Source organism: Euhalothece natronophila Z-M001 (assembly GCF_007904085.1).
Classification (GTDB): domain Bacteria; phylum Cyanobacteriota; class Cyanobacteriia; order Cyanobacteriales; family Rubidibacteraceae; genus Halothece; species Halothece natronophila.
Window position 1 is genome coordinate 2,387,773 of the sequence record NZ_CP042326.1, and the last position, 21,383, is coordinate 2,409,155.

Here is a 21,383-nt window from a genome sequence, read left to right on the forward strand (position 1 = left end):
AAATTAATTAATTTCTACTTGTTTAATTTTAGAAGTTAACCCTGATTTTATACGAATCTGTGATTTTTTCACACCATAAGTTTTAGCAAGAAGTTTAATTAATTCGGTATTGGCTTTACCGTCAACTGGGGGAGACTGGAGACGAACAATTAATTCCCCATTATCTCCAGTTTTGATTTCCTGCTGTTTCGCATTGGGTTTGACTTTGATTGAGAGCTTTTTCATGACTCCGGTTGAGGAAATTTTGTAATTTGCGCGATCGCGCACAGGTTTAATTCCCCTTCTTTCACCTGTATTTGATTAATGGATAAAGAAATTCCTTCCATTTCAAAGTTATTTAAATTCAGAATATTTCTAGCTTTTTCTAGCAAGGCTTCCGTTAACTCAGGAGATAGTTCTTTTCCTTCAGCGTAACTAACCGAATCTAAAGTTACGCCTCTTCCTCCGTCACTAATGCGAGGAATGGTAGTAAAGTAAACTTTTTGCGTTTCTCCAGTTTCTTGAATTTTAATTCTCGCATCAATGCTAACTGTTCCCTGTTTTAGAAAATGACACTCTACGGCGAGAACATCTAAAGTTACCTGTTCATTTTCCACCTGTATTTTTAAACTCTCCATCTGATCACGGAGCGTGTCAGAATTAAAAGCACGGTTAATATCGGCATCACTTAGGAGAATATTTGCCTCTCCTGTACTGGTTTCAGTTAATTCAATGTTACCAGTTAACGCCTTCATTGGACTTACGGCAATATTTTGAAGGTTAATTAATAGCTTCTGCATCCGTAAATCCTTTTGCATTACTAGCCCATCGCCATCAATCGTTAAAGAAGTAAGTTTTCCTTGCGCTAGTAACCCTGGATCTGTTTTAACATTAACATCCAATCGCTCTGACTCATCTAACTGAGTGGACAGTGCAAAGGTGGCAATTTTATTCAGGGTTTGTTCACCTAAGTGTTGAGTTGCTAGTGAAAACAGCATTGTTATTTTACATCCTTAACTGTCAATTAATTATTAGCCCTGAAGCTATTGTATATTAATTTATATTAAGTTTCCTCTCTACTGCGGAAGAGTTTTCAGAACTAGGGAAATTATTGCTGCTACCCTAGACTCTTGTAAGATGAGATGGAAAAGAGGAAAATAGTGATCAATACTAGCTTTTTCTTTATTATCCAAGAAATCGCTATACCATTAAGGGAGAAAACATTATGGCTACCAAAAAATCACAAGGAAAGGAACAATTACTCAGTATAGAAGACAATAATGACTCTTTAATAGAAGATGAAGCTACCGCTTCTCATATTGAAGTTATTGAAACGATTATCTCTAGTCTTGATCAAAATGACACAGCGATGGTAAGCCGCAATGAAAGCGGTGGTCGCATCTGGAAATTTCAGTATGGCACAGTAGAAGTATTCGTTCAACTGACAGGGGAAGAAGACGATGATACCCTAGCGGTGTGGGCTTCAGTGCTAAAACTTCCAGCCAAGGATGAATCTAGATTAATGCGGAAGTTGTTAGAAATGAATTGGTCAGATACCTATGAGGCTTCCTTTGCGGTTTATAATGATCAGGTAGTGGTTTTAACCCATCGCACTGTTGCTGATCTCTATCCTGGGGAAATTTCTCGGGCAATTACCCTAGTTGCTTCCATCGCGGATGATAACGACGAAGCCTTACAAGAAGAATTTGGACAATCCTAAAACGTGGCGATATCTCCCTATGATCCCAGCATCAGGGGAGATACAAATGGCAATTGATTCTTGGTTATTACAGCAGGTTCAACAAGGAATTCATCCTCCTACTCTCCGCTTTTATACTTGGCAACCGCCTGCGATTTCCTTGGGGTATCACCAAAAGCGATTTCCTGATCATTGGCAGAATCTGGTTCAGGAGGGAACTTTAGAGTTAGTTCGTCGTCCTACTGGCGGAAGGGCTGTTCTTCATCAAGGGGATTTAACTTATGCAGTGGTCATTTCTGGGGCAACTGGAAAACGCCTTCAGATTTATGAGGAAGTTTGTCAATTTTTAATTGTGGGCTGGCAACAACTAGGCATTTCTCTACACTATGGAAAAGAAGGGCGAGGTTATCGAGATGTTGCCAACTGTTTTGAAACTGCAACAGGTGCTGATTTAGTCACCTCCTATGGAGAAAAATTGATTGGTAGCGCACAACTACGACGAGGAGAAACCCTCTTGCAACATGGATCAATGCAATTAAATCCTGATCCATGTCTTTTTCAAAAGGTCTTTAATCAATTGCCAACTTCAACTCATTTGAGTGTATCTCATCAAGAAATTATTAAAAAATTAAAAACCGCAGCTATAAAATGTTTTCAAATTAATTTAGTAACTCAACCTTTGCAAAGGAGTGAATGGCAAGAAATTCTGGAAGCAGTTTCTGAATGATTAGTGTTTACTCCTGCAATTGTGAAGTCATTTTAGGAGTTTCCGTTTTTTGAATTGAGGGTAAGGCGCAACAGTTAACATCATCTAAGCAGACTTTTCCCCATTGTAATGCCCAACGCACTAGTGAAACTCGGTTATCAGTGGAAGTTTTGGTTAAGATATTGCTGATATGATTATCTACGGTTCGCTTGCTAATTTCAAGTTTTTGGGCAATTTCTTGATTGGTTAAACCTGCCGCCACTAATTCAATAATTTCCATTTCTCGTCCAGAAATGGCAATGGGGCTATTTAATTTGCTATCTGTCATAAAATTATCTCCGTTAAATTATATTTCAACTTGCTATAACTGCATCATTGACTACAGAAAAAAATCGCCACAGCAAATTTACTTACTGGTTTAATTTTATTGTAACGATAACTGATCCCCACTTTACAATTTGTTATATATGGGACGTTATTTTTTATTTGATGATGGTTTCCAATTTCCATGAAAGCTATGAGGAATTACTTGCGGTAATTGTAAGCGGCAAATGGGTTCTTGTTCGAGTTGATCAGATTGATAAATCCAAACTTGGCTTTGATGTTCATTGCCATCATAAACGACAGTTAATAGCCAACCTGTGTCAGAATTTTCAGGATTAGGAACAAAAATGGGTTCGCTTGGATAACGGTTTTCTCCAGCATCAGCAATTGTTAACGTGCTTGTGGGATGATGATAACGCGCGATCGCGCCCAATAATTCATTCTGAGGATCAACCCCCTCTCGCATAATGGAAAAATAGGTATCTTTATGATATTTTCCCACTCGGCTTGCATCCACCACTGGAAACTCACAATGTCTTTCTACAAGAGGCTGGCTGTCTAGAATTTTTCCTGTTTTGGGATCCAATCTGAGTTGCCAAAGATTAGCATTGGCACTAACACTGGGACTTCCCGTGGGAATTTCTTTTAAGTATTGATTGGTGGTAAAGTCAGCATAACGAGCAAATTCAGCGACAACAGTTCCATCTTCCTCTTCATAGCCATTAGCAAAATGCCATTGATACCAAGGATCGGTTTTAGTACGACTAACAACAGAGAGAGTGGCGCGATCGAGAACAATGATTTCTGTTCCTAATTGTGGCTTCCATTGCATCGCATCACTAAAACTTTTGAAACCAAATAAGACTGGTAATAACTGCACTCGTACTGGTGGCACTAAAAACACCAAATAACGCCCTGCTAAGACAAAATCATGAATCACGGATAAGCCATCAAGTTCAATGGAAGCTGTATCTATGACTTTCCCATTAGGCTGGCTTTTATACACTTGTAGGGTGACTTTAGTTCCCGGAATTGCGCCAAAGTTATAAATTTCCCCTGTTTCAGGATCAACTTTGGGATGGGCAGAAAAAGGAGACCCTAAAGATAAACTTTCCAATTGATCTGTGCCAAAGGTGTCTAAAGTGTTGAGATCAAGCCCATGAGGGAGTCCCCCTTCCCATAAGGCTAACAGCTTATCTTCTAAGGCCAAAACTGAAGTATTGGCACTGTTTTTAACGTCTTTACCCCAATTTTTCCAGAAAGGGCCAGGAACCGTCATCCCATAGTTGGGGAATAGATACTCATTTGCCTTCACTTCTGCCTGGTAGCCTTCTGTTTGCACGTAGCGGTAAACAGCTTTTGCTCCTTCAGAGGTAAAATGGACGGCTAATATTGCCCCATCTCCATCAAACCAATGTCCCACTTGTTGCCCTCCTCGCTGCAAACAAGCTGGACCATTACGATAGAGAGTGCCCCGTAAAGCCTGGGGAATGCTACCTGAAACAACTGATATAGGGGTGAGCGGAAATTCTTGCGGTGGGGTTTTTAGAGCTTTAAACCAAGCGTTTTGCGACATAAAATGATTGGAAGCAATGATTAGGCACTTTAAAAACTGTCAATGCACAATGATTGATTGAGCCGTTGACAATGTTAGAATCTTTCAGTCTGACTAATAGTTTAATAATAAATTTGCTCTGTTAACCATGGTAATGTTACTCCTTAAGTTTCAATCTGTCGCATTTAGTATTTTGTTTGTAGTGCCATTACTCTTTTCGGGAATGCCTGCATTTGCTCAGCCCGTGACAGAGGAAGAAGCCCCTGATGAAGCCATAGAAGCGCCAGAAGAAGCACCAGAAGAGCCGATTGAAGAAGGGGATGAGACAATACAGGAGGAACTGCCAGATGATTTGCGCTCAGATAACTTTCTCAGCTTGAGTACTGGGGAACAACTCATGGAACAAGCCAGTGAGGCAATTGATGAAGAAGATTACGAAACCGCTAAAGAAAGATTACAAACAGCACGACGATTATCCAATCAGTTATCTAACTTTTATCAGCAACTGGGGGGGACTTTTCAGGGAATTAATACCCGTTTAAGTGAAGAACAACGCCAAAAGGCGGTGCAAGCAGCAAGAATGCGCGATCGCGCTACCTATCAACTAGGATTAGTCCATCGCAGCCAACAAGAACCTGCTTTAGCCATTCCCCTATTTATTCAAGTGATTCGCTCACAAAATCCTACTTCGGAATTAGGAAGTCAAGCCTATCAGCAATTGTATGACTTGGGGTTTGTTGATACACCTTTGGAAAATTAGTCTTGACAATCCCAATCAGGTAAACAATTTCACTAATTTTCCGTCACAGTTCAAAATCGCCTACCCATATTCTGAGCATGGGAACTCCTATCGAGATGGAAGTCCTTGAACCTCTCCCGTTAAATCAAAGATTATAACGGGAGATTCCCATATAGACTCTTATCTAGGCAACCGTAGTTGCCCCCGACAGACCGACGGGGCTTATAAAGGGCGGAACTGAATTCCGCCCACAGCCCCTTGCCGTGACTGGGCTGTTTCACCACGGGCGCACCGACCGCAGTTAATCCTCGCTTTAACACCACTTCTGCTGCTGCTACATCCCTGTCTTGCTGATATCCACACTCTGGACAAACATGAAGACGTTGGTTTAAGTCCTTTTTCCCAGTATGAACTCCACAATTAGGACAAACTTGAGAGGTGTAATCCTTATCCACTTTGGCAAAATAGATATCTGTTTGAGAACAGACATCTTCCAAAATAGTTATGAACTGACCTAAGCCCATATCCAGGGATTGCTTAGAGAACATTCCCTTACTCCAAGCTGTGAAGTTGATGTCTTCAACGAAGAGCATTCCAGTGTCAGCGCAGAGTTGATGAGCAAGCTTGAAGTGGTAATCTTTGCGTTGATTAGCTACTTTTTCGTGTAACTTAGCTATCCTCTTTTGTAGCTTGAGATACTTTCCAGACCCTTTTTTCTTGTTGCGTAGTTTTCTTTGCAGTAATCCAATCTTGCGCAGAACGCGATCAAGAAACTGTGGTCTTTTTATGGTTAAACCGTCAGAGGTAGCTAGCAGACTTTTAATTCCAACATCTAACCCCACTGCATGACCATGAGGTGGTGGTGTTGGGACATCCACATCTAATTCCAAAGCTAAGTTAACGTAGTAGCCAGACGCTTTCTTAATGACTTGGACTTGTTTAATTTGGAATCCTTCTGGAATCTCCCGTGATTTAACGAACCTTACTTGTTTCAGTAAGGGCCTTTTAATCTGATTACCTTCGACTTCAATTTTGTTACTAACGAGATTAAAAGACTTCATCTTCTTCTTAAACCGAGGAAACCCTTTGCCTTGAGACTTCATGTCGTTAAAGGCTCGGTCAAGTTTCCTCAAAGTTTGTTGCATAGCCTGAGCATTCCCAGACTTAAGAAAGGGATAAGTTTTTTTAGCTTTGGTTAGGTTAGAGGATTGAATGTGGTAATTGGGATATTCAAAAGGAGGTACAATATATTCCGAGGTGATCGAGCATGAATTAATCGGACAACTACGAGAGTTATACCAGAGCTTTCTTTCAGCCAAGGCATAATTCCAAACCGAACGACAAACCTTGAGATTGTGTTCAATCTTTTCAATTTGTTCTTTCGTTGGTTTAATTTTGTAGTTGTACGTTAAATTCAGCATCGACCAGATTTCTCAACATTAATCTGAGTTTAGCACCTATCTTACATAATGGGTAAACTTATTGTAACTGGCCTGATTCATCTACCCGTTAACCTAACAGTATAACGGGGCGGAGCGAAGTGAGCATCTTCTCAGGACGTTAAGATAATCCGTTAAGATAATAACTCGACTAGGAATCTCAATAAGGAGGAAGATAATAGTGGCGGAATTTGATTATGATCTCATCATAGTGGGTGCAGGTGTTGGTGGACATGGGGCAGCCCTTCATGCTGTAAAACAAGGACTGAAAACTGCAATTATTGAAGCCAAAGACATGGGAGGGACTTGTGTTAACCGCGGATGTGTTCCTTCTAAAGCCCTCCTCGCGGCTTCTGGGCGAGTGCGAGAATTACAAGATACCAACCATCTTCAAAGTTTGGGGGTGAATGTGGGAAATGTGAGTTTTGACCATAGCGCGATCGCGCAACACGCCCAAAGTTTGGTAGAAAAAATTCGGGGCGACATGAGTAACAGTCTCAATCGCTTAAAAGTAGATACCATTAACGGTTGGGGAAAAGTGGTTGCGCCACAAAAGGTAAGTGTCCTCACTGAAGAAGGCGAAAAAACCATCACTGGACGGGATATTATGCTTTCTCCCGGTTCCACTCCTTTTGTTCCCCCTGGCATTCAACTTGATGGAAAAACCGTTTACACTAGCGATGATGCCCTGAAATTAAGTTGGATTCCAGACTGGATTGCAATCATTGGTAGCGGTTATATTGGCTTAGAATTTTCTGATATTTACTCAGCACTCGGATCTGAGATTACGATGATCGAGGCGCTAGATAAATTAATGCCAGGTTTTGATCGCGATATTGCCAAAATTGCCGAACGCGTTTTAATTAAACCCCGTGATATTGAAACCTATTCAGGAGTCTTAGCAAAAAGTGTTAAGCCTGGTTCTCCTGTGGTCATTGAACTAGCTGATGCTAAAACTAAAGAAATTACAGAGGTGTTAGAAGTAGATGCAGCCTTAGTTGCAACAGGTCGTGTTCCTGCCACCAAAAATATTGGACTGGAAACCATTGGCGTAGAAACTGATCGCCGCGGTTATATCCCTGTTAATGATAACCTACAAGTTGTTTCCAATGGTGAACCTGTTCCCAACTTATGGGCAATTGGAGATGCTACGGGCAAAATGATGTTAGCCCATGCTGCCTCTGCACAGGGCATTTCTGCAGTGGAAAACATTTGTGGTAATCATCATCAAGTTAACTATCGCGCAATTCCTGCTGCTGCCTTTACCCATCCTGAAATTAGTTATGTCGGTTTAACCGAAGATGCAGCGAAAGAATTAGGAAAAGAAGAAGGTTTCCCTGTAAAATCAGTTCGTACCTACTTTAAAGCCAACTCCAAAGCTTTAGCAGAAGGAGAAGAAGATGGGGTAGCAAAAATTATTTATCGCCAAGACACAGGGGAATTATTAGGAGCACATATTATTGGAATGCACGCTTCAGATTTAATTCAAGAAGCCGCTAATGCCATTGCTTCAGGAGAACCTGTACAAAATTTAGCCTTTAATGTTCATACTCATCCGACACTTTCAGAAGTGTTAGATGAAGCATTTAAACGTGCTGAAGTAAAAAGTTAATTAGGAAATTTTTTCTTTTTTTAAGGTGCTTTAACAGAAAGTCCATGAATTATTTAAGGGATTAGGAGATAGTTTTAACTCTCCTTGTTGTCCCTTTTTTCCTATCTAATATTAAAATCATGATGCTAAACTAGTCTCGGGTTGGAGACAGGAGGAAAATTAATGAATTCTCTAGAAAATAAGGTGGTTTTAATTACAGGCGCTAGTAGTGGAATTGGGGAAGCTTGTGCCAGAATATTTGCTCAAGGAGGGGCAAAGTTAATTTTAAATGCTCGCCGTCAAGATTCATTAGAAAAATTAGCCAAGGAACTCAATGAAAAGTATGGTAGTGAGTGCCAATTACTCCCCTTTGATGTGCGAGATCGATCATCTGTGGAATTAAATGTTCGTTCCCTTCCTGCTAGCTGGTCAAACATTGAAGTGTTAATCAATAACGCAGGGTTAAGTCGTGGCTTAGATCCCCTACAAGACGGGAAAATTGAAGACTGGGAGGAAATGATCGATACCAATATTAAAGGGTTACTCTATATGACCCGACACATTACTCCCAAAATGATAGAACAAGGAAGCGGTCATGTGATTAATATCGGATCAATCGCTGGACATGACACTTATCCAAAAGGGAATGTTTATTGCGCCACGAAAGCTGCGGTACGTACCCTATCAGAAGGATTAAAACAAGATTTATTAGGAACACCTGTGCGAGTAAGTTGTATTGATCCAGGGTTGGTGCAAACTGAATTTAGTTTAGTGCGGTTTCGGGGAGAACAAGAAAAAGCTGAGAAAACTTATCAAGGCTTAACCCCCCTTTCCCCTGAAGATGTGGCTGATGTCATTTATTTTTGCGCCACCCGTCCCCCACACGTTAACATTAGTGAAATGCTGGTTATCCCAACTGATCAAAGTGGTTCTACCATGGTTCATCGCAACAGTGAATCATAAATCATTAGTAACTTCCAATACGAGCAAAAATTTCAAAAACAACAACGAATGACCAATGACCAATAGCAATATTCAATTTTGTTATGATCCTGAAAAAATAAATATTACCACCTTGCAAAATCTTCTTAATCTCTGTGCATTTTGGGCAGAAGGGCGAAGTAAAGAAGGATTAGAAATCGCAATTGCTAATAGTAACCCTGTTATTACTGTATGGGATGGTGAGCATTTAATTGGGTTTTCACGAGCAACAACGGATTGTGTTTATCGGGCTACAATTTGGGATGTGGTGATTCACCCTGAATATCGAGGGATTGGTTTAGGAAGTAAATTAGTAGAAACGATGCTAGCTCATCCTCGTTTAAATCAAGTGGAAAGAGTTTATTTAATGACCACTTATCAACAAAAGTTTTATAAAGAAATTGGATTTCAAGAAAATCACACTACGACTATGGTAATTTATAATAATGATTTTCCTCAACATAAGATCTCCTCTCAGCAAGTAGAAGAAATGGTAGAAGTGCCCTTTTCTTCTAGCAAAATTAATGATTAATTAGGAGCTTTCGATGATAGGGATTCAGTTGATTAGCCTCTGCTAATGTCAAAAGACTGTAACAAAAACTACAAAACCCCTGCAAGGGATCGCCATAGTTTGAGACACTAGAAGAGTAGTCGTTAAAAATAGAAGATGGGAGGATTGTGTGGGCAGATTCCGTGATGTCCCGTTAGCCAGCCGTGTCGGAGAAGTTAGCCCTTCTTTGACCCTAGAAATTGCCGCTAAAGCGAAAGCCATGAAAGCCGACGGGTTAGATGTTTGTAGTTTTAGTGCTGGAGAACCCGATTTTGATACGCCTTCTCATGTGGTTGAAGCCGCTAAGCGAGCTTTAGATGATGGCAAGACACGGTATGGGTCAGCTGCTGGGGAAGCGGAACTACGAAGCGCGATCGCGCAAAAATTAAACTTAGACAATAATTTACCCTATAACCCTGAAAATGTCATTGTCACCAATGGGGGCAAATATTCCCTTTTTAATTTAATGCAAGTTCTCATTAACCCCGGTGATGAGGTAATTATTCCCTCTCCTTATTGGTTAAGCTATCCTGAAATGGTCAAACTGGCTGGGGGAGTTCCTGTTATTGTTCCCACAACCAGCGCTCAACAATATAAAATTACCGCCTCTCAACTCCAAGATGCGATTACCCCGCAAAGCAAACTATTTATTCTCAACTCTCCTACCAATCCCACAGGAACGGTTTATTCTCAAGAGGAATTAGAGGCGTTAGCCACAGTGATTGTGAATAATGATCTGTTAGTCGTCTCTGATGAGATTTACGAGAAAATTCTTTATGATGATGCCGAACATATTAGTATTGGCAGCTTAAATCCAGAAATTTTTGCTCGTACTTTAGTGAGTAGTGGCTTTGCAAAAACTTATGCCATGACTGGTTGGCGCGTGGGATATTTAGCAGGGAGCGAAAAAATTATTAAAGCCATGACCAGCATTCAGAGTCATAGCACCTCGAATGTTTGTACATTTGCCCAATACGGCGCGATCGCGGCTTTAAAAAATCCCCTCTCGGAAAAAGCTATCTCCGAAATGCGAGAAGCCTTTACCGAACGTCGAAAAGTGATGTTAGAAGTTCTTTCTACAGTTCCTCAATTAAGTTGTTCCAAACCTTACGGGGCCTTCTATCTGTTCTTAGATATTAGTCAAACTGGGAAAACTTCCTTAGAGTTTGCTAATCAACTATTAGAAGAACAACAAGTGGCAACTGTACCCGGGATTGCTTTTGGCAATGATGCTTGTATTCGTTTATCTTACGCCACAGACATGAATACCATTAAAAATGGCTTGGAACGTCTAACCAAATTTGTACAGGGGATTTAGAAGGGAAAATCTTTCCCAAAGCTGATTAAACTCAATGATAAGAGTTGGTACATTAAATGGCGGTATAATTTAGGTTTTGGCAGGGAGGAGACAATGAACACCAACAATCGTCAACAAATTGCCTTAATTTCGGTTCATGGAGACCCCGCAGTGGATATTGGGGGAGAAGAAGCGGGTGGGCAAAATGTTTATGTACGACAAGTAGGAGAAGCCCTCGCCCAATTAGGGTGGGAGGTGGATATGTTTACTCGTAAAACCGATGTTAATCAACCGAATATTGTTCAACACCAAGATCATTGTCGTACCATTCGCATTAGTGCCGGACCTGAAACTTTTATTCCCCGACAAGAAATTTTTGAACACTGCGATCGCGTGGTAGAAGGAATCATTAAATTTGCCCGTCAAGAAGGACGAGAATATTCCCTTCTCCATACGAATTACTGGCTATCAGCCTGGGTCGGGTTAGAATTACAGCGCAGACTTTCTCTTCCCATTGTCCATACTTACCACTCTCTCGGGGCAGTGAAATATAAATCTGTGCAAGAACCCCCACAAACAGCAACTAGACGGTTAGAAATTGAAAAAGCCATTTTAGAAAATGCCAACTGTATTGTTGCCACCAGTCCCCAAGAAGAAGAAAATCTGCGATCGCTGGTTTCCTCTCGCGGTAACATTGAAATCATCCCCTGTGGCACAAATATCAATCACTTTGGTTCAATTTCTTACCAACAAGCCAGAGAAAAACTAGGCTTTTCCCCAAAAGAAAACATCATCTTTTATATCGGTCGTTTTGATCCACGTAAAGGTATTGAAACCCTAGTTCGCGCCGTTGCCAACTCCAAACTACGAGGACAAGAACCCCTACGCTTAATTATCGGCGGAGCCTATCGTCCCGGTCAAAGTGACGGTGAAGAAAAAGAACGCATCAGCAAAATTGTCGAAGAATTAGGACTTAGTGACATAACAGAATTTCCAGGGCGAATTGCTGACGAAAACCTCCCCACCTACTTTGCCGCCGCTGATGTTTGTGTTGTTCCCAGCCATTATGAACCCTTTGGCTTAGTTCCGATTGAAGCCATGGCAAGTGGAACTCCTGTTGTTGGCAGTGCAGTGGGTGGACTCAACTTTACCGTTGTCTCAGAAGAAACAGGCTTATTAGTTCCCCCCAAAGATAACGCCGCCTTCACCGAAGCCATTGATCGCATTTTAAGTGATCCCCAATGGCGCAACCAACTCGGAGAAAACGCTCGAAAACGCATGGAAGAAAAATTTAGTTGGGAAGGGGTAACCTCACAACTCAGTGACTTATATTCCCGCATTATTAATCAACGAGTTTGAAAAATATTCTGCACCATCTGCCGAGAAATTTGGTTACTAGCGAGATCTAATTCCTTCACCTCAGCCTCACTCAGTCGCCATCCCAATGCCCCCACATTTTCTTGCGCTTGTTCGAGATTTTTCGCCCCAGGAATGGGGATTGTTCCCTTACAAATACACCAATTCAACGCCACTTGCGAAAGCGTCTTACCACGAAAATTGGCAATCTCCCGTAACGTATCTAAAACAGGCTGGATACCAGGTAATAAATAGCGAAATAATAATCCCCGTATTCCTTTCGGAAACACCCCATTGCCATATTTCCCCGTTAATAACCCTAAAGTCAGCGGACTATAAGCAATTAACTGAATCCCTAGATCATCACAAAGCGCTTTTAATCCTAATTTTTCCACCGTCACCGTCGATAAAAGGGAATATTGCACCTGTAACGTCACAATGGGAACCCCTCGTTGCGAAAACCTTTGATGAATCTGTTTAAGGCGTTTAGGGCCATAATTAGATAAACCCACCCCTTTTACCTCTCCCTGTTCATAAAGATCAGCCAAGCCATCAAGAAGGGCATTTTCCTGCCAAGGGGCATAATTTGCTGTTGGCCAGTGCATTTGCGCTAGATCTACAGGTTTTCCCAAACGTTCCGCCGAAGCCTGACAAGCCGACACCATAGACTGACGAGTTAGCCGCCAAGGATACGCCGCTAATTTTGTCGCAATACAGATATTATCCTTCTCATCCCCCTGATAATCGCGGGTAAACTGTCCTAAAAGTTGCTCACTGCGTCCTTTTAATTTTCCCGTTCCATAAGAGTCCCCGGTATCAAAAAGCGTCACCCCTTTATCCACACAAAAATTAAAGACTTCCTGTAAGTTTTGATCTTGACTTTGATCATAATCCCATAACAACTTATTGCCCCAAGCCCAAGTTCCACACCCCATCGTTGGCAGTAATAATTGATTATTAACTTTAATTTTATTTTCTTTAGCTTGCATATTATTAGGTTTGATAGTTTATTAACAATTTTATCAAGAGTGGTGAGCTAAACTAGAAAGTAAAGTAAGTTTTAATCGCTTCCGATGACAACAACAACTGCGCTTCAACAACAATTACCGCCTGGCCCAAAAGAACCTGTATGGTTTCAACTTTTACAATGGATCAGCGATCCGATCAAAGTCATGGAAACGTCCCAAACCACTTATGGTGATCTCTTTACGTTAAACTTCTTTAAAAACAAACCTTTTGTTTTTATTTCTAATCCTGATACTATCAAAGAAATTTTAAGCCAAGATCAAAAACAGTTTCTGAGTGGAAAAGGGAATGAGATACTAGTACCCTTTGTAGGTGAGCATTCAATTTTATTAACAGATGAAACAACTCATACTCGACAACGAAAATTAATGTTTCCCCCTTTTCATGGAGAAAAAATTAACTATTATGGAGAAGTGATAGCAAAGATTACAGAAAAAGTCGCTCAAACTTGGACAAAAGAGAAACCTTTTTCTATCCGCCCCTCGATTCAAGAAATTACCTTAGAAGTCATTATGCAAACAATTTTTGGAATTTCAGAGGGAGCGCGTCATCAACAATTAAAAACTCGCTTGATGAAGTCTCTAGAATTAGCAACGGGATCAGTTTTACGCTCAAGTTTACTCTTTTTTCCGCTATTACAACAAGATTTTCCAGGTAGCCCTTGGCGCAATTTCGTAAAACGCCAGCAGTCCATTAATGACTTATTACAAGCCGAACTTGAAGAACGACGCAATAGTGAAGAAGAAGGTGGAAATGATATTCTCAGCTTACTCTTGTCAGCGCGAGACGAAGAGGGGAACCCGATGGGTGACGAGGAATTACGTAATCAGTTAATGACCCTTTTATTCGCGGGACATGAAACCACAGCAACCGCCTTAACTTGGGCTTTTTATTGGATTCATAAATTGCCAGAAGTGCGAGAAAAACTATTAGCAGAATTAGAGAGTGTTTCTGATACGAGTAATATTAAAGAACTCAATAACTTATCCTATTTAGACGCTGTATGCAAGGAAGTTTTACGGATTTATCCAGTTGCTATTGTTACTTTTCCTCGTATTACTAAAGATACCCTTGTTATTGGCAATTATGAATATCCTCCTGACACAGTGCTAGCACCTTGTATTTATCTGTTGCATCACCGTGAGGAAATTTATCCCAACTCAAAACAATTTAAACCTGAACGTTTTCTAGAACGAGAGTTTAGCCCCTATGAATTTATGCCCTTTGGTGGGGGAAGTCGTCGCTGCATTGGGGATGTTTTTGCACAAATGGAAATGAAGATTGTTATTGCTACTATTTTGAAAAACTATCAGTTAACCTTAGCAGAAAAGAAACCTGTTAAGCCCGTAAGAAGAGGAGTCACAGTTGCCCCTGCAGGTGGCGTAAAAATGATTAGTCATTAGTCATCAGTCATTAGTTATATGAAATATCTAAATGTTTGCTACAGATAAAGCATTGAGAATAAAGTCCCATCCAGTGATCTGAGTAATCACTTGAGAACTTAATTTTGATAAGATTTTGGAAAGTCGCTTTCTTAAATCATCTAAATCGGGAAAGAATTCCCATTTCAAAGGTTTCTTAATTTCTTGCCATAATCGTTCAATGGGATTAACTTCTGGGGAATAAGGTGGTTGGAAAATTAAAATGACATTATCAGGAAGTTGTAACTCTAACCAAGTATGGCAACGACTGTTATCAACTTGTATTAAGTGTAAATCGTCAGGATATTCTTGAGCAAACCAGCTTAAATACTGCTCAAAGCAAAGACCATCAAGATGAGAAAATTCTCTGAAAAAATTCTCTCCCGTTCTCGGTTCCACTAAACCGTACAACCATAAATAATCAAACTTCCACTGTTTTTTTCCTGTCGGTTGAATTCCTTTACCTGTAATTTTTGTACCCACATTCCGCACCCCAACTGTCACATCGTCCGTTCCCCCTAGCTGAAATGAGAAGAGTTGCTCTTCGTCTGTCTATGGATCACTTTTCAAAAGTGACAATTCACCAAGGACGCTCGTAGCACCCAGAACCAATAAGCATGGGTTTCTGAAGAAGGAAAAGAAAGGTAAACTGATCAAAAAATCCTTTCTTATATGAAATGGAACTGTGTATGCTACAAATAGAGGGAGAGATTGTTAGTAATCGAGATTAGCTATGGCAGGTGTCATTAAAATTGAGATTGCCGAGTCAGCTCAAGAGCTTAAAAAACAGCTCAACTTCTCCCAAAACAGTGAAGTCAAAGAACGAATCCAAGTCTTGTATTGGCTGAAAACGAACCAAGTCAGAAGTACCGGCGCGCTCGCCTCCCTAATCGGAAAACACCGAACGACAGTATCAAGATGGCTCAGTAAATATCGCAAAGGAGGTCTCAAAGGTCTTTTAGAAGTTAAGAAAAGTCCTGGGCGAGTCCCTAAAATCACGCCATCAGTAGAAAAAAAATTAATCCAAGAACTAGAAGATCCAGAAGGATTTTCTAGTTATAAGGAAATTCAAACATGGCTTCAGTTAATTCAAGATATTGATATTAGTTATAGTGCTGTTCATAAACGAGTCCGCTATGGTTTAGAAGGAAAACTGAAAGTGCCACGTCCAGTTCATAGCAAACAGGAATTGGGAGCACCGGAAGCTTTTAAAAAAAACTAAGTGAAATTGTTACAACCCAACTAGAAGCTAATTCAGAAAAGGTTAAACGATATCAAAACATTAGATATTGGTGCCAAGATGAATCTCGAATCGGGTTAATCACACTTCACGATACAAAAATTACAGGTAAAGGAATTCAACCGACAGGAAAAAAACAGTGGAAGTTTGATTATTTATGGTTGTACGGTTTAGTGGAACCGAGAACGGGAGAGAATTTTTTCAGAGAATTTTCTCATCTTGATGGTCTTTGCTTTGAGCAGTATTTAAGCTGGTTTGCTCAAGAATATCCTGACGATTTACACTTAATACAAGTTGATAACAGTCGTTGCCATACTTGGTTAGAGTTACAACTTCCTGATAATGTCATTTTAATTTTCCAACCACCTTATTCCCCAGAAGTTAATCCCATTGAACGATTATGGCAAGAAATTAAGAAACCTTTGAAATGGGAATTCTTTCCCGATTTAGATGATTTAAGAAAGCGACTTTCCAAAATCTTATCAAAATTAAGTTCTCAAGTGATTACTCAGATCACTGGATGGGACTTTATTCTCAATGCTTTATCTGTAGCAAACATTTAGATATTTCATATTAATTAGAGTTCATCATGGCTAGTGTTTTCCATAATTGATCATCAATCGAAGTAACAAATTTAGATCATTTAGGAATAGTTGCTGGCTTAATTGACGAAATCGGACTGGTAGAACAAATCAATGAATTAGTAGTAGAACAACCTGGGGAAAAAGTAAGCCCAGGTCATGTAGTTAAAGCTATGATTCTCAATGGCTTAGGACTATTTTCATCTCCCTTATACCTATTTCCCAAATTCTTTGAAGGCAAACCAACGGAACATTTAATCGGAGAAGGAATTGAAGCCGAACATTTAAATGATGATCGATTAGGACGAGTTTTAGACAAATTATACTTAACGGGATTAGAGGACATATTTCTCAGCATCACCTTAAAAGCCATCCAACAATTTTCGATTGGTGTAGAAAGTATTCATCTTGATTCAAGCTCTTTAAGTGTCGAAGGAGAATACGAAAATACTTTAACAGAAGAAGCCAATGTAGAAATTAATTCAGAACAAGGAGAAAAGCTAAATCCTCTTCAACAGATTCAAATTACCTATGGTTATTCTCGGGATAAACGTCCCGACTTGAAACAGTTCATGGTTGATTTAATTTGTAGTGGCGATGGGGATATACCAGTTTTTTTAAGAACAGGAAGTGGAAATGAATCTGACCAGAAAGTATTTCCTGAACTTTTTAAGCAATTCCGAAATCAAGTTAATTTCGATTCATTGATGGTAGCAGACAGTGCTTTATACACCGCAGAAAATTTGAAACAAATGCAAGATTGGAAATGGCTGACGCGAGTTCCCTTTCGTCTCAAACCAGCTCAAACTCTTGCTAGACAAATTAAATCCTCAGAAATGATTCCCAGTGTTCTTCCAGGGTATTATTATTCAATTTACCAAAGAACGTATGGGGGATTTAGATTTTTAAAAGACCCCATGTTTTTAGCAGACAGCATTTTTATTAAATCTCCTGAACGAATTCAGGCGATGGTCTTAATTCTGGGCTTGTGTCTGCTCATTTATAATTTGGGGCAAAGAGAACTGCGTTCGGCTTTAGTGAGACGAGGAGAAATGGTTAAAAATCAATTAGGGAAAGAAACCAAGTTTCCTACTTTGCGTTGGATTTTTCAACAATTTCAAGCCGTTCACTTATTAAAATGTAACGGAGAAAAAGAAATTTCTAATCTCACCGAAGAGAGATTAAATTTACTACAATTGTTTCCCAAACCTTGCCAACAATATTATTTATTAGTGTAAGGAAAGTTTCCCCAAAGGAGTGAAAATCAAAGCTGAAGTCAGTTAAGAGCTGCTGTAATTTCAGGCTTATAAATTCTCAATTACTCTTGGTTAATGAGAATAAGAAGAATTCACCCTGATTCTCCCCCTAAGTTTGATGCTAGAATCAATCAATTCCCCTTGATACGGTCGCTAAACGGACAATGTGACAGTTGAGGGTGCGGAATGTGGGTTTCAAAGTGCCCTTGACCACTATCTCAGTGTCGGTTTTCAAGAAGGACGAGAAGGAAGCAATATTCCTTATGATGAAGCCTTCTACTTGAATGAGCATTCTGATGTTCTAGACGCGGTAGAAAATGATGATTTCGGCTCAGGATTTGAACATTTTGTCTTGCATGGTGCAGAAGAAAATCGAGCTTCCACACAAGAGTTACTAGAGTTTGATGCCGAAAGCTACTTGGGAGCGAATTCAGATGTAGAACAAGCCGTGGAACAAGATGAGATGTCTAGCGCGCTAGAACACTGGATTAACTTTGGTGCCGAGGAAGGACGCGATCTGGGAACTGTCCTTTCTTAAAGTCTAGAACGAAGCACAAACCAAGCTTGAAAGTGCTTTTGTCTCCCCATCTTCCTACCTGAGAGAGATTTCAGGAGAATGAAGCAACCCTGCTTTATTAAGGAGGGTTGGGGGAGATCACATCTTGCTATATATGGTCATTCAAAGATGCAACCATTTCTATATAATAGAAAGCACTGTATGGCTAGAAGAAAGCCAACTGCTCCTATGGTGAAATAAGATGAGCCAACAGACAACAAACTCCCTAGAATTATCACAAGAAGAACAGTACTTCCTTGAATTAGTTAATCGCGCTCGCCTCAACCCGCTTGAGGAAGCTAGCTTATATGAAATTGATCTCAATGAAGACTTAGCTTCGGGCACTATCTCTGCTGAAGCTAAACCACCTCTAGCATATAATCCTAAACTCTTAGAAGCCGCTAGGGATCACAGCCAATGGATGTTGGATACAGATACCTTTAGTCATACTGGCATTGATGATACCCAACCTTGGGATCGAACAGAAAATGTTGGCTATACTTCTAGCCCTATTGGTGAAAATCTAGCTTGGAGAGGAACCACTAGCGAGATTGAAGAGATCACTAATTTTGTTGAGGCTTCACATGAAGGTCTATTTCTCAGTTCAGGTCATCGCGTTAATCTGATGTCTGATGAGTTTCAAGAAGTTGGGATCGGAGTTTTAACTGGTGAGTTCACAACTGATGAGAGAGAATATCCGAACTCAGTGATGACCACACAGAAATTTGGTGGAGGCTTAGATAATGATCATGTATTTATCACTGGTGTAGTTTACGAAGATGCCAATGAAACTGGCTTTTATGATCTAGGGGAAGGATTAGCTGATATTGAAATCGAGGCGACAAGTCTTGATAATGACTTTCAAGCTACCACCACTAGTATGAGTGCTGGTGGATATCAATTAGAAGTCCCATCAGGAGAGTATGAAGTTACATTTTCTGGTACTCCATTACAAGCACCAATTACTGAGGTAGTGACTGTAGAAGATAGTAATGTCAAAGTAGATGCTGTGATCGAGCATGATGAGCCAGAGCCAAATTTTCCTCCTGTATTTGATGAGAATGAAGATGAGGAAGACCCCATTGATGAGCCAGATTTACCTGACATTCCTCTTGCAGTCAACTCAGAAACTATCTTTAACGAATCACTCTACCTAGAGCAAAATCCAGATGTTGCCAATGCAGTAGAAGATGGTTTATTTGACTCAGCATTAGACCATTTTCAGGAATTTGGATTGGGAGAAAATCGAATCCCAACAGATGTTTTACAAAACTTTGACCCGACTAGCTATCTGAGTGAAAACTCAGATGTCGCTGATGCAGTAGAAGATGAGATTTTTCAAAGTGCCCTTGACCACTATCTCAGTGTCGGTTTTCAAGAAGGACGAGAAGGAAGCAATATTCCTTATGATGAAGCCTTCTACTTGAATGAGCATTCTGATGTTCTGAACGCGGTAGAAAGTGGTGATTTCGGCTCAGGATTTGAACATTTTGCCTTATTTGGTTTAGAAGAAAATCGAGCTTCTACACAAGAGTTACTAGAGTTTTGATGCTGAGAACTATTTGGGAGCGAATTCAGATGTAGAACAAAAGGACAAAGGACAGAAGAATAAACTATAGTTGAACTCAAGCTAGGAGAATTCGATAAAGTTTTATTTGACATTTAGAGAGAAAATTGCTAGAAATCTCCTAATTGTAGTAAATTTTAGATTTCTAATGACCCAAAATATTTCTCTTCAACAACAATTCCCCCCTGGTCCAAATACCTCTTCTTTGAGAAATGTCATTAAATGGGCAAGTGATCCAATTACGTTTTTAGAGCAGTCAACACAGAAATATGGTGATCTTTTTAGCTTAAAACTTTATAAAGGGAAAACTTATGTTTTTACCTCCAATCCTGAGATTATACAAGAAATTTTTTCTAAGGATATCAATAATTTTGATGCTGGAAGAGGAAACCAAGCGTTATTACCCTTGGTGGGACAATATTCAACCTTATTAATTGATGGCAAACTTCATTCTCGGCAGCGAAAGTTGATATTTCCTCCATTTCATGGTGAAAAAATTCGCAATTATGGGGAGAAAATGGCAGAAATTACAGAAAATGTCGCAAAACAATGGAAAAGCGGAGAACTCTTTGATCTTCGTTCTTCCATGCAGGAGATTACTCTAGAAATAATTATGCAAACGGTCTTTGGAATTTCTGAGTTTGAGCGTAAAGAACAATTAAAAAGCCGTTTAGTGAACACGCTGGAGTTAGTTTTATCTTCAGTTTTACGCTCTATGTTATTATTTTTCCCGATATTGCACAAAGACTTTCCAGGTAGTCCTTGGCGCACATTTGTAAGAAATAAAAAAATGATCAATGAGTTATTACAAGAAGAAATTGAAGAAAGACGCAATCGTGTAGAAAAAGATGATAATACAATTATTAGTTTATTAATGCTTGCCAGAGATGAAGATGGCAACCCTATGAGTGATGAAGAATTGCGGGATCAGTTAATGACCCTTTTACTGGCTGGACATGAAACTACAGCAACGGCTTTAACTTGGGCATTTTATTGGATACATTATTTTCCAGAAATACGAAGTAAATTACTAGCAGAATTAGAAGAAATTTCTGATCCGAGTGATATCCAAGCTCTGAATAAGTTACCTTATTTAGATGCAGTTTGTAATGAAACTTTAAGGATTTATCCTGTTACTATTATTACCTCTCCTCGCATTACGAAAACCACGACTAAAATTGGAGATTATGAATATCCACCAGAAACATTTTTAGCTCCTTGCATGTACCTTTTGCATCATCGGGAAGACCTTTATCCTAATTCTCAAGAATTTCAACCTGAACGCTTCCTTAATAGGACATTTAAACAGTATGAATTTATGCCGTTTGGTGGAGGAAATCGCCGTTGTATTGGTGATGCATTTGCCCCCATGGAGCTAAAAATTATTTTAGCAACAGTGTTGAAAAACTATCAGTTAGCTTTAGTGGATAAGCAAGTAACTAAGCCTGTACGAAGAGGAATTACTCTTGCTCCTAATAGAAGTATTAAAATGAAAGTTGAGGGTTAGCTATTTATCCTTT

General features: G+C 39.8%; 22 protein-coding genes. 15 read left to right on the forward strand and 7 right to left on the reverse strand.

Annotated elements, in window-relative coordinates:
* Positions 1–3: 3 nt before the first annotated feature.
* Together FRE64_RS11675 and FRE64_RS11680 are read right to left on the reverse strand one after the other, a co-directional pair.
* Positions 4–225, reverse strand: a complete 222-nt coding sequence (locus FRE64_RS11675) for a DUF167 domain-containing protein (protein ID WP_146296404.1) — start codon at positions 223–225, stop codon at positions 4–6.
* Positions 222–977: an LmeA family phospholipid-binding protein gene (locus FRE64_RS11680; protein WP_146296405.1), complete on the reverse strand. Its 756-nt coding sequence runs from the start codon at positions 975–977 to the stop codon at positions 222–224. The genes FRE64_RS11675 and FRE64_RS11680 overlap by 4 nt, the downstream gene beginning before the upstream one ends.
* Positions 978–1,204: 227 nt before the next feature.
* Between FRE64_RS11680 and FRE64_RS11685 the strand changes: the two genes are divergently transcribed.
* Both FRE64_RS11685 and FRE64_RS11690 read left to right on the forward strand, forming a co-directional pair.
* Positions 1,205–1,699 (forward strand): YbjN domain-containing protein, encoded by a 495-nt coding sequence (locus FRE64_RS11685; protein WP_146296406.1) that lies wholly within the window; start codon positions 1,205–1,207, stop codon positions 1,697–1,699.
* Positions 1,656–2,405 carry a lipoate--protein ligase family protein gene (locus FRE64_RS11690; RefSeq protein ID WP_146296407.1) on the forward strand — a complete coding sequence of 250 codons (750 nt, stop codon included), beginning with the start codon at positions 1,656–1,658 and terminating at the stop codon, positions 2,403–2,405. Before FRE64_RS11685 ends, FRE64_RS11690 begins: the two co-directional genes overlap by 44 nt.
* A gap of 7 nt (positions 2,406–2,412) precedes the next feature.
* Here the strand turns inward: FRE64_RS11690 and pedR are convergent, their stop codons facing one another.
* Both pedR and FRE64_RS11700 read right to left on the reverse strand, forming a co-directional pair.
* Entirely contained in the window at positions 2,413–2,712 is a 300-nt protein-coding gene (pedR, locus tag FRE64_RS11695) for a photosynthetic electron transport-dependent transcriptional regulator PedR (protein ID WP_146296408.1), read from the reverse strand.
* Between the two features lie 147 nt (positions 2,713–2,859).
* The gene (locus tag FRE64_RS11700) at positions 2,860–4,284 is read right to left on the reverse strand and encodes a carotenoid oxygenase family protein (RefSeq protein ID WP_146296409.1); all 1,425 of its coding nucleotides are present in this window, start codon (positions 4,282–4,284) and stop codon (positions 2,860–2,862) included.
* A gap of 127 nt (positions 4,285–4,411) precedes the next feature.
* Here FRE64_RS11700 and FRE64_RS11705 point away from each other — a divergent pair, with 127 nt between their 5' ends.
* Positions 4,412–5,023 (forward strand): hypothetical protein, encoded by a 612-nt coding sequence (locus tag FRE64_RS11705; RefSeq protein ID WP_246140299.1) that lies wholly within the window; start codon positions 4,412–4,414, stop codon positions 5,021–5,023.
* A gap of 131 nt (positions 5,024–5,154) precedes the next feature.
* On the opposite strand, the gene FRE64_RS11710 is transcribed toward FRE64_RS11705, so the two are convergent.
* A complete protein-coding gene (locus tag FRE64_RS11710; RefSeq protein ID WP_246140300.1) occupies positions 5,155–6,423 on the reverse strand; it encodes an RNA-guided endonuclease InsQ/TnpB family protein in 1,269 nt (422 codons plus the stop codon).
* 199 nt (positions 6,424–6,622) lie between these two features.
* Between FRE64_RS11710 and lpdA the strand changes: the two genes are divergently transcribed.
* From lpdA to FRE64_RS11735, 5 genes are all read left to right on the forward strand, one after another.
* Positions 6,623–8,053 (forward strand): dihydrolipoyl dehydrogenase, encoded by a 1,431-nt coding sequence (gene lpdA / locus FRE64_RS11715; RefSeq protein WP_146296411.1) that lies wholly within the window; start codon positions 6,623–6,625, stop codon positions 8,051–8,053.
* Between the two features lie 162 nt (positions 8,054–8,215).
* Positions 8,216–8,995 carry an SDR family oxidoreductase gene (locus FRE64_RS11720; RefSeq protein ID WP_146296412.1) on the forward strand — a complete coding sequence of 260 codons (780 nt, stop codon included), beginning with the start codon at positions 8,216–8,218 and terminating at the stop codon, positions 8,993–8,995.
* A gap of 55 nt (positions 8,996–9,050) precedes the next feature.
* Positions 9,051–9,545: a GNAT family N-acetyltransferase gene (locus FRE64_RS11725; protein WP_146296413.1), complete on the forward strand. Its 495-nt coding sequence runs from the start codon at positions 9,051–9,053 to the stop codon at positions 9,543–9,545.
* A 148-nt stretch (positions 9,546–9,693) separates the two neighbouring features.
* Positions 9,694–10,881 carry a pyridoxal phosphate-dependent aminotransferase gene (locus FRE64_RS11730; RefSeq protein ID WP_146296414.1) on the forward strand — a complete coding sequence of 396 codons (1,188 nt, stop codon included), beginning with the start codon at positions 9,694–9,696 and terminating at the stop codon, positions 10,879–10,881.
* A 93-nt stretch (positions 10,882–10,974) separates the two neighbouring features.
* Positions 10,975–12,219: a glycosyltransferase family 4 protein gene (locus FRE64_RS11735; protein ID WP_146296415.1), complete on the forward strand. Its 1,245-nt coding sequence runs from the start codon at positions 10,975–10,977 to the stop codon at positions 12,217–12,219.
* On the opposite strand, the gene FRE64_RS11740 is transcribed toward FRE64_RS11735, so the two are convergent.
* Positions 12,207–13,205 (reverse strand): aldo/keto reductase, encoded by a 999-nt coding sequence (locus FRE64_RS11740; RefSeq protein ID WP_146296416.1) that lies wholly within the window; start codon positions 13,203–13,205, stop codon positions 12,207–12,209. The genes FRE64_RS11735 and FRE64_RS11740 overlap by 13 nt on opposite strands.
* A gap of 84 nt (positions 13,206–13,289) precedes the next feature.
* Between FRE64_RS11740 and FRE64_RS11745 the strand changes: the two genes are divergently transcribed.
* Positions 13,290–14,645 carry a cytochrome P450 gene (locus FRE64_RS11745; protein ID WP_146296417.1) on the forward strand — a complete coding sequence of 452 codons (1,356 nt, stop codon included), beginning with the start codon at positions 13,290–13,292 and terminating at the stop codon, positions 14,643–14,645.
* A gap of 27 nt (positions 14,646–14,672) precedes the next feature.
* Here the strand turns inward: FRE64_RS11745 and FRE64_RS11750 are convergent, their stop codons facing one another.
* Positions 14,673–15,167 (reverse strand): transposase, encoded by a 495-nt coding sequence (locus FRE64_RS11750; RefSeq protein WP_146296418.1) that lies wholly within the window; start codon positions 15,165–15,167, stop codon positions 14,673–14,675.
* A gap of 229 nt (positions 15,168–15,396) precedes the next feature.
* On the opposite strand from FRE64_RS11750, the gene FRE64_RS18285 reads away from it, so the two are divergent.
* The 6 genes from FRE64_RS18285 to FRE64_RS11775 all read left to right on the forward strand — a co-directional run bounded on the left by FRE64_RS18285 (position 15,397) and on the right by FRE64_RS11775 (position 21,370).
* The gene (locus FRE64_RS18285) at positions 15,397–15,885 is read left to right on the forward strand and encodes a helix-turn-helix domain-containing protein (RefSeq protein WP_390622233.1); all 489 of its coding nucleotides are present in this window, start codon (positions 15,397–15,399) and stop codon (positions 15,883–15,885) included.
* A gap of 89 nt (positions 15,886–15,974) precedes the next feature.
* Positions 15,975–16,466, forward strand: a complete 492-nt coding sequence (locus FRE64_RS18290; protein ID WP_390622267.1) for a transposase — start codon at positions 15,975–15,977, stop codon at positions 16,464–16,466.
* Positions 16,467–16,522: 56 nt separating this feature from the next.
* The gene (locus tag FRE64_RS11760; RefSeq protein WP_146296419.1) at positions 16,523–17,722 is read left to right on the forward strand and encodes an IS1634 family transposase; all 1,200 of its coding nucleotides are present in this window, start codon (positions 16,523–16,525) and stop codon (positions 17,720–17,722) included.
* A 184-nt stretch (positions 17,723–17,906) separates the two neighbouring features.
* Positions 17,907–18,278, forward strand: coding sequence for a hypothetical protein (locus FRE64_RS11765; protein ID WP_146296420.1), 372 nt, complete (start codon positions 17,907–17,909; stop codon positions 18,276–18,278).
* Positions 18,279–18,498: 220 nt separating this feature from the next.
* Positions 18,499–19,845, forward strand: a complete 1,347-nt coding sequence (locus FRE64_RS11770; protein ID WP_146296421.1) for a CAP domain-containing protein — start codon at positions 18,499–18,501, stop codon at positions 19,843–19,845.
* Between the two features lie 166 nt (positions 19,846–20,011).
* Positions 20,012–21,370, forward strand: coding sequence for a cytochrome P450 (locus FRE64_RS11775; RefSeq protein WP_146296422.1), 1,359 nt, complete (start codon positions 20,012–20,014; stop codon positions 21,368–21,370).
* Positions 21,371–21,383 lie beyond the last annotated feature (13 nt).